The sequence below is a fragment of the Rhodococcus sp. P3_B8 genome, assembly GCF_056402775.1.
In genome coordinates this window covers 1-7,895 of record NZ_JBFUGT010000298.1, presented here as the reverse complement: position 1 = coordinate 7,895, position 7,895 = coordinate 1, and the positions used below count along the sequence as shown (strand labels likewise).

General features: G+C 68.6%; 8 protein-coding genes and 1 pseudogene. 5 read left to right on the top strand and 4 right to left on the bottom strand.

What is annotated here, in order from left to right; all coding sequences use genetic code 11:
- From AC1D1G_RS37975 to AC1D1G_RS37965, 3 genes and pseudogenes are all read left to right on the top strand, one after another.
- Positions 1-473 (top strand): annotated as a pseudogene (locus AC1D1G_RS37975) (pyridine nucleotide-disulfide oxidoreductase); the annotation flags it as partial.
- Complete coding sequence (locus AC1D1G_RS37970) at positions 470-808, top strand: 4Fe-4S binding protein (RefSeq protein ID WP_477956154.1); 339 nt, start codon at positions 470-472, stop codon at positions 806-808. The pseudogene AC1D1G_RS37975 and the gene AC1D1G_RS37970, both read left to right, overlap by 4 nt.
- A 97-nt stretch (positions 809-905) precedes the next feature.
- Positions 906-2,267, top strand: a complete 1,362-nt coding sequence (locus AC1D1G_RS37965; protein ID WP_477956153.1) for a bifunctional lysylphosphatidylglycerol flippase/synthetase MprF — start codon at positions 906-908, stop codon at positions 2,265-2,267.
- Between the two features lie 9 nt (positions 2,268-2,276).
- Here the strand turns inward: AC1D1G_RS37965 and AC1D1G_RS37960 are convergent, their stop codons facing one another.
- From AC1D1G_RS37960 to AC1D1G_RS37950, 3 genes are all read right to left on the bottom strand, one after another.
- Positions 2,277-2,429, bottom strand: a complete 153-nt coding sequence (locus tag AC1D1G_RS37960) for a hypothetical protein (RefSeq protein WP_009474321.1) — start codon at positions 2,427-2,429, stop codon at positions 2,277-2,279.
- 128 nt (positions 2,430-2,557) lie between these two features.
- Positions 2,558-2,962, bottom strand: a complete 405-nt coding sequence (locus tag AC1D1G_RS37955; RefSeq protein ID WP_477956152.1) for a YybH family protein — start codon at positions 2,960-2,962, stop codon at positions 2,558-2,560.
- A complete protein-coding gene (locus AC1D1G_RS37950; RefSeq protein ID WP_280781977.1) occupies positions 2,955-4,406 on the bottom strand; it encodes a purine-cytosine permease family protein in 1,452 nt (483 codons plus the stop codon). Before AC1D1G_RS37950 ends, AC1D1G_RS37955 begins: the two co-directional genes overlap by 8 nt.
- A gap of 121 nt (positions 4,407-4,527) precedes the next feature.
- Between AC1D1G_RS37950 and AC1D1G_RS37945 the strand changes: the two genes are divergently transcribed.
- Entirely contained in the window at positions 4,528-6,039 is a 1,512-nt protein-coding gene (locus tag AC1D1G_RS37945) for a PucR family transcriptional regulator (RefSeq protein ID WP_477956151.1), read from the top strand.
- A 3-nt stretch (positions 6,040-6,042) separates the two neighbouring features.
- Here AC1D1G_RS37945 and AC1D1G_RS37940 read toward each other — a convergent pair whose 3' ends face one another.
- The gene (locus tag AC1D1G_RS37940) at positions 6,043-7,098 is read right to left on the bottom strand and encodes a 2,3-butanediol dehydrogenase (RefSeq protein ID WP_210461066.1); all 1,056 of its coding nucleotides are present in this window, start codon (positions 7,096-7,098) and stop codon (positions 6,043-6,045) included.
- Positions 7,099-7,289: 191 nt separating this feature from the next.
- Between AC1D1G_RS37940 and AC1D1G_RS37935 the strand changes: the two genes are divergently transcribed.
- On the top strand, positions 7,290-7,895 hold a 606-nt coding region (locus AC1D1G_RS37935), incomplete at its 3' end, for a restriction endonuclease (protein WP_477956150.1).

The following is a 7,895-nucleotide window of genomic DNA, read 5'->3' as shown; positions in this document are numbered from 1 at the left end:
CGGGGGCCGCGCGGTTCGCGCGAACCGAACGTCGGGTCCGGGCGGGCGAACTGCGTCCCGCCGGCCGGGCCGGACTGCGGCCCACAGGGCGGTCGGGGCTGAAGGCATCCGCCGTCGTCGCGGCCGCGCAGGCGGAACTCATCCCGTACGAGAAGAACTACCTGCGGGACGGTGTGCGGGTGCAGGGTGCGCTCGACGAGCTGGAGTCGTTGTGGACGGCGTTGTCGCTGGGGCTCGGCGGCGACACTGGCGACGAACGTGTCCGGGCCCGTCAGGCCGCGGCGATCACCGCGGTGGGGCGGTGGATGTACCACTCGACGCTCGCGCGGACGGAAACCCGTGGAATGAGCAAGCGTGCCGACTACCCGGACCTCGATCCCGCGCAGCACCACCACGTGCTCACCGGTGGGCTGGACGACGTGTGGACCTCGACCGGCGCGGCACGCAGTGGGCTGTTGCGGGTGGCCTCGTGATCGAGGTGCTGCTGGCCGACGCGTGCATCGGCTGCGACAAGTGCGTCGACGCATGCCCCACCAACGTGTTCGACCGCACCGACACCGGGATCCCCGTGATCGCGCGGCAATCGGACTGCCAGACGTGCTTCATGTGCGAGGCGTACTGCCCGGTCGACGCGCTGTACGTGGACCCGCAGTCCACGCCGCTCGTCGACGGGCAGGACATCCCGGAGGACCACATCGGCCGGTACCGCGAGAAACTCGGCTGGGGGAAGGGGCGTGCTGCAGGCTCACTCACGGCGGTCGGGCCGTCCCTGCCGCACGGGGTACCGCCGCCGAGGCTTCGCCCGTGAGTGCGTAGCGAGCCCAGGGACTCGTCAACCACTCACGGGCGGCGGAGCCGCTAAGTTGGAGGCACCGGAACAGTCGTCACCTGGGGCAGGGGTGCGGATGCAGAATTCGAAGTCGACACCGATGACCGTGCCCGGGCTGCGGGTGTACCGGCCCGAATCGCCCGCGGCGCGGATGGCGCTCGTCGGCGCAACCGTCGTGGTCGGCCTCGTGCTCATGTGGATGGCCGGGCGGTCGGGTCCCGTTCGCACGTGGATGGTGGCGGCCGGAATCGCCGTCCTGCTGGTGGCCCGGGGACTGCATCTGCGGCGGCCCGTCACCATGACACATTCGGTGGCGGCGGTGCTGTTCGTTACGGCCGCGGATGTGGCGTACACGAGCGCACATTCGACTCCGGGATTTCTCCTCCTCGTGGCCACCGGACCCGTCCTGATGCTGCCGGTGCGCAGTGTTCCGCAGCCCGAGGACCGTGCCCGCGTCTTCTCGCTGATCCAGCAGACCACGGACGATCCGCTGTCGCCGTTCGCCCTCAATTCGGCGAAGTCGTACTACTTCAACGCGTCGGGCACCGCGGCGATCGCCTACCGGGCGCGATCCGGAATAGCGGTCGTCTCCGGCGATCCCATCGGCAACGCGCTCGAATTCGGCGCCCTCCTCGACGAGTTCTCCGAGTTCGCGGCCGAACGCGGTTGGCGCGTCGCCGTGCTCGGAGCGGGGGAGCGCGTCGCCCGGCTGTGGGAGATCGGCGGCGACACCCGAAAGCCGTTGTCGGCGGTCCCGATCGGCCGTGACGTGGTGATCGACGTCGGACACTTCACCCTGCACGGCAGGAAATTCCGCAACCTCCGGCAGGCCGTGCAGCGCACCCACAACGCCGGGCTCACCACCGAGATCGTCCCGGAAACCGCGCTCGACGAACCGACGCGCCGGGAGTTGACGGACATCGTCGAGAACGCCCGCGCCGGACATCAGCGCCGCGGGTTCTCGATGATCCTCGACCACCTGCTGGACGGCGCACTCCCCGGTGTTCTGCTCGTCATCGCCCGCGACTGCACCGGGCGCGCCGTCGCCTTCCAGCGTTACGGCACCGCCGGTTCCGCCCGCGAACTGAGCCTCGACGTTCCGTGGCGAGCCGACGGCGCGCCGAACGGCACCGACGAACGCATGACCGTCGACGTCATCCGGTACGCCGGGCACACCGGTGCGCGATACGTCTCGCTGTCGTTCGCGGCGTTCCCCGAACTCCTCGACCCCGACGCACCCGGCGCGGGAGCGCGGCTCTTCCGCCGTGTCCTGCACCTCGGCGACGTGCTGATCTCGCTCGAGTCGCTGTACCGCTACCTCGGCAAGTTCCATTCCACGGGGAACCGGCGCTACGTCCTCCTGCGTTTCCGTTACCTGCTGCCCGTGGCGTTCGCGTGCCTGACGTTCGAGTTCGTGCCGCACCGGGAACGGGCCTGAGGAGCGAGGTCAGAAGTCGAAATTCTTCTCGTTCGTCGCGGTGAGCGCGTCGACGACGGCCGCGAGATCGGTCTTGGAGACGTCCGGGGTCGCCTCCTTCGGAGTCGGTCGCGTCGCCTTGTCCGGTGGGGTCTGATTCTTGCCGGGCCGTTCGTCCGTCATCTGTGCACCTTCGCGATAGGCCGAGCCGGGCAGGTTTACTGACCAGTACACCGTCGGGCGACTGCGTCCGCAACTCGACAGGGTCCTGATGTGACGCGGTCCACGTCGAGCCAGCTATCTGTCAGCTATCAGACTGTGATCGACTGGGGCGACAAGTGCTCGTGGACGGCGATCCAGCCTGAATCTTCACGCCGCCGGAACAGGATCGTCTCCCGTTCGTCGAGCTCGACCGTTCCTGTCGAATGCCGCACGGTGGTGCCGACCCGGTGCGTCAGCACCGCGACATCCGGGGCCGGAAACGTGACGTTCTGCTCGCGGGAACGGCACGCCAGGATACGGAACCCGTCCGACTCCCACTCGGACCAGAGGTCGCGGTAGGCCTCGCGACTGGGCAGCGGCACCGGGTGGGTGTAGAAGACGAACGTCGCGTCCGGGCTGAACGCCTCGAAGTAGGCGGTCGTGTCGTGCTCGCCGAATGCCCGGATCAGCGCGTCGATCGCGTGCTGGACGTCAGCCGTTTTCGTGTCAGCCATGAGCCGGGGTCTCCTCGACCGCCAGCGCGGCTTCGCTGTCTTCGATGAACCGTTCCTCGGTGTCGAGGTCCAGCGACCGGGACAGGACCCAGTACACGATCCCCGACACGGCGAGTCCGACCGCGAACGCGACGTCGACGTCACCGAGGGCCGCGGCGATCGGCCCGACGTAGAACGGCAGCACCATGAACGGAACGGAGGCGACGATGCCGGCGAAGAAGGCCGTCATGCCCCGCCACGACCACATTCCGTACAGCCCGTCCGGCGTGAACAGGTCGGTGATGGCGTAATGCCCGCGGCGCACGAAGAAGAAGTCGGTGAGATTGACGGCGGTCCACGGCACGAGGAGGTACAGCATGATCAGCAGCGTCGTGTTCAGGACGGTCGTCGAATCGGTGAACAGCAGGCTCAGCACCAGCCAGACCGCGGCCAGCGCGAGGACGGTCACCACCCGGATCCGGCGGGACGGGGTGACCTTCCGGAAGGAGTCGATGCCCGTGATCACGGTGAGCATGCCGCTGTACGCGTTCAGGCCCATGGTCGCCACCAGCACGAGCGTCGCGACGAGGGCGAGCACACTGCCGAGGAACGGCACCACCGAGTTGCCGGCGTCGTGGATGCCGGCGAGCGCGTCAGTGGCTCCGAGCCGGGTGGCCATCCACGCACCCACCGGGATCAGCCAGACCGGCGACGCCGAGGCGCCGAGGAACACAGCCGACACGATGGCCGACGTCCGCGTGTTGCGCGGCAGGTACCGCGAGTAGTCCGACACGTACGGCGCGTAGGTGATGTTGTAGGAGGCCGCGACACTGAACTGGGCGATGAACGCCAGCAGGGTGAACCCACCCGTCGCCGCGCCCGCGTCGCCGCCGGCGTGCCCGAACACGACGCCCCACGTGAGGATGGCCCACAGCGGCAGCGACAGCCAGAACAGCACACGGAACGACAGGTGCAGCAGATCGTGACCGTAGATCGCGAGCAGCGTGGCGACCGCGGTGATGACGACGGCGATGACGGCCGCGTTCCACCCGAAGATGCTGTGCAGGCCCGCCTTGATGATGACGACGTCCACGACGTTGAACCCGACGTACGTGAACAACGTCCCGATGAGTGCGAGGACGACACCGCGATAGCCGAACTGCGCGCGGGACTGCACCATCTGCGGGAGTCCGAGCACCGGTCCCTGCGACGCGTGGAACGCCATGAACAACGTTCCGAAGAAGATGCCGAGAATGCCCGCGACGACCGTCCAGCCCAGCGACAGGCCGAGGGCGGGGCCGACGAAGCCGATGGCCACCGTGAAGGGCTGGAAGTTTCCGACGAACCAGAATGGGCCCTGGTCGCGGACCTTCCCGTGACGTTCGTCCTCGGGGACGTAGTCGATCGAGCGGGTCTCGATGGTGCCACCGAGGGTCGCGGCGGTGTCGCCGGAGTGATCTGACACTGAAACTCCTTGGAGGTGCTGTGGCTCTGATCACCACTCTGCGCACTGCGCCGCCCCGGCACCAGAGGCGAGATGTACAGTTCGTCTATTACGGTTGGGCAATTAGTACAAGAGGTCGCCGGTGATCACCGTCCAGGACGTCCTGTCTGCTCCCACGCTGCGGCTCACGTCGATGAGCGGGACGGCGGGAGTCGGCAACCCCATCACCGCAGCGCACGTGTCCGAACTGACGCGTCCGCGGGACTGGCTCCAGGGCGGCGAGTTGCTGATGACCGTCGGCCTGATGCTTCCCACCACCGAATCCGGGTGCCGCGACTACGTGCGGGACTGCGTCGCGGGCGGGGTCGCCGCACTGTGCCTCGGTCTGGGGCACGGGCTGCCCTACCAGGCGCCACCGGCGCCACTCGTCGCGGCGGCGCGCGAATTCGGCGTCCCGCTGCTCATCGCCCCCGACTCGGTGCCGTTCATCGCCATCACCAAATGGATCTTCTCCCGGATCGCCGAGGAGGAGAAACGTGCGCTCGAGGACGCCATCGAACTCAGCTATCAGCTCACCGCGGTCGCGGCCGGACCGTCGCCCCTGAGCGGACTGCTCGACAATTGGCGGTCCGTCAGCGGCTCCCTCTGCGCAGTGCTGGACGCGTCCGGCGGGGTGGTCCAACTCTCCGACGGCGTCGACGCGGCGTTCCTGCAGGACGCCCAGGACCAGGTGGGTCGCTACACCACCCGGGCGAAGGGCTGGACGGCGTTCGGCGGTGCCGGTCGGCGGGAACTCGAACTGCACCCCGTTCGCATCGACAACCCGCTCGCGTTCGTCGTGCTCGAGCGGTCGGAGGACAGCGCGCTGCGGCACGCGTCCAATGTTCTCGTCTCGCTGTTGTCGCTCGAACTCGAACGGCGTCACGTGGCCGGCGAACCGGAGCGGCAGCGGCGGGCGGCGGCGCTGGCGCAGTTGCTCAGACCCGGACTCCGGCGGGAGCGCGCACATCAGATCGCGGCCGGCATCGGGCTGTCCCGGGACCCCCTGCAGATCGCCGTCGTGCGCTCCACTCCCGAGGCTGTGGCCGACCTGACCGTCCGGATCGGTTCGGTCCTTCCCGATTCCATCCTGAGACAGCGCAATTCGGACATCGAGATCGCGCACCCCGAGGTCGCCGGGCTGGCGGACCTGCTGTCGGGCGTGGCAGAGGGATGCGCCATCGGGATCGGTGCGCTGGTTCCGGTGGACGCGCTGGCCGTGTCGGCGATGCAGGCGCGATCCCTCGTCGCCGTCAGTGCCCGACTGGGCCGCGCCGTCGACGCCAAGGAGGGGGAGACCGTGCAGTTGCTGCTGCGACTCGGCTCGGCCGACGTGCTCAGCGGCTTCTCGACCGCCGTCCTCGCACCCCTCGATCAGCTCGAGCCGCGCGAACGCGTCGAACTCCAGCGAACGCTCGAGGAATGGCTGCGAGCCAACGGGGCCTGGGACCCGGCGGCGGCCGCCCTCTCCGTGCACCGCAACACCGTCCGGAACCGGATCGACAAGATCGCGGCGCTGACCGGGCGGAACCTCGACCAGGCCGACGACCGCATGGAGCTGTGGCTGGCGCTCAAGGCCAGGGCGGTGACGCCGTCGACGGACGAACCCGACTGACGGTCACGCCCGGACCAGGATCTTCACCGCCGTGTCGTTGTGCTCGATCAACGTCGTGAGGCCCTCGGAGACCAGGTTGTCGAGTTCGATCCGGCCGGTGATGAACGGGGCCAGGTCGATCACGCCGGTGCGCACCAGCTCGATCACCGCCTCGTGATCTCGGACGTAGGCGATGGTGCCGCGCAGGTCGATCTCCTTGAGGACGAGCTTCTGCATGTCGACCGTCGCGGGCTTTCCCCAGATCGACACGTTCACCACCACGGCTGCGGGCCGGACGGCGTCGAGGATGGTGTCGAGGACGGCGTTGACCCCGGCGCACTCGAACCCGAGGTCGGCGCCGACACCGTCGGTCAGCTCGAGCACCCGGGTCTTCACGTCCTCCGACGACGGGTCGATCACGTGATGCGCGACCCCACTGGACAGCGCCTTCTGCTTCCGGGCGTCGCTGAGTTCCGTGACGATCGTGGTGACACCCAGGCCCTTCAGGACCGCGGCCACCAGGAGTCCGATCGGCCCCGCGCCGCCGACCAGCGCGACGTCGCCGGCCTTGGCCCCGCTGCGGACGACCGCATGGTGCGCGACGCTGAGCGGTTCGATCAGGGCCGCCTCGTCGAGCGGGATGTCGCCGATCTTGTGCACCCACCGGCGGTCGACCACCACCTTCTCGCTGAGTCCGCCCCCGCCACCGGCCAATCCGATGAAACCCATCTTCGTACACAGGTGATAGTTGCCTGCCTTGCAGGACGCGCACTCGTTGCACACGAAGTACGGCTCCACCACCACGTTGTCACCCACGGCGACATCGGTGACGCCCTCACCGACCTCCTCGACCGTCCCGGAGAACTCGTGGCCCATCGTCACCGGAGCATTCTCGTGCGACAGCGGATGGGGATGCCCCGGCGGGGAGATGAAGATCGGGCCCTCCAGGTACTCGTGGAGGTCGGTGCCGCAGATTCCGCACCACGCGACCCGGAGTTTCACCGCGCCCGGCCGCAATTCCGGCTCCGGGATGTCGTCGATCCGGATGTCGCGTCGGCCGTGGAAGCGTGCTGCCCTCATGAATCCGCCCTCACTACGTTGTGAACGTGCTGATTCGGGGAACGGTACGGGCGCGCGGCCGGGGGCGGGAAGAGTTGCAGTGTGTTGCAATTCGATGGCGCCGGTGTGACGTTCACCGGCCGATAGCTGGTTTGACCGGATCTGCGGGTACCTTCGAGGGGAAAGACTGGTTCGATCTGGGGGAGTGAGGCATGGCACGCATACGCACGGCGGCTGAAGCCGAAATCAACGCCGCCGAGCAGATGCAGAAGCTCGGTTACGGCGACGCCACAGCGCTACTCGGAGGCGCGGACGGCGGCATCGACGTCTACTCGTCACGCGCGTACGCGCAGGTGAAGTGGCGTGGCGGCAGTGCAGGCAAGTCGGACCTCGCGAACCTCTACGGCACCCGCGGAACCAGCCACGCCCGGAAGCTCCTGTACTTCTCCGGCCCCGGATACACGGACGAGGCCGTCGACTACGCGGACACGGTGGGCATCGCCCTGTTCCGGTGCGAGCCCGACGGCGAAACCCCGCCGGTCGGTGTCCACGCCCCGAAACTGGTGGCCGCCGCGCGTAACTCGACGGTTGCGGTGGCCCCGTCCCCGCCGCCCCCACCGGAGCCCGAATCGCCGGCGCGCATCGTCGCCCGCAACGCATGGGCGATGGTCGCAGGCTTCCTCGGCGCCCACTGGCGACTCCTCGGCGCCGTCGTCTGCACGATTGTCCTCATGATCGCCCCCTTCGGCGAAGGGAACGTCGGGCTGCGGGTGTTCGCGACGATCCTCGCCGTCGTCGGCGCGCCCGTGTTCTGGCTC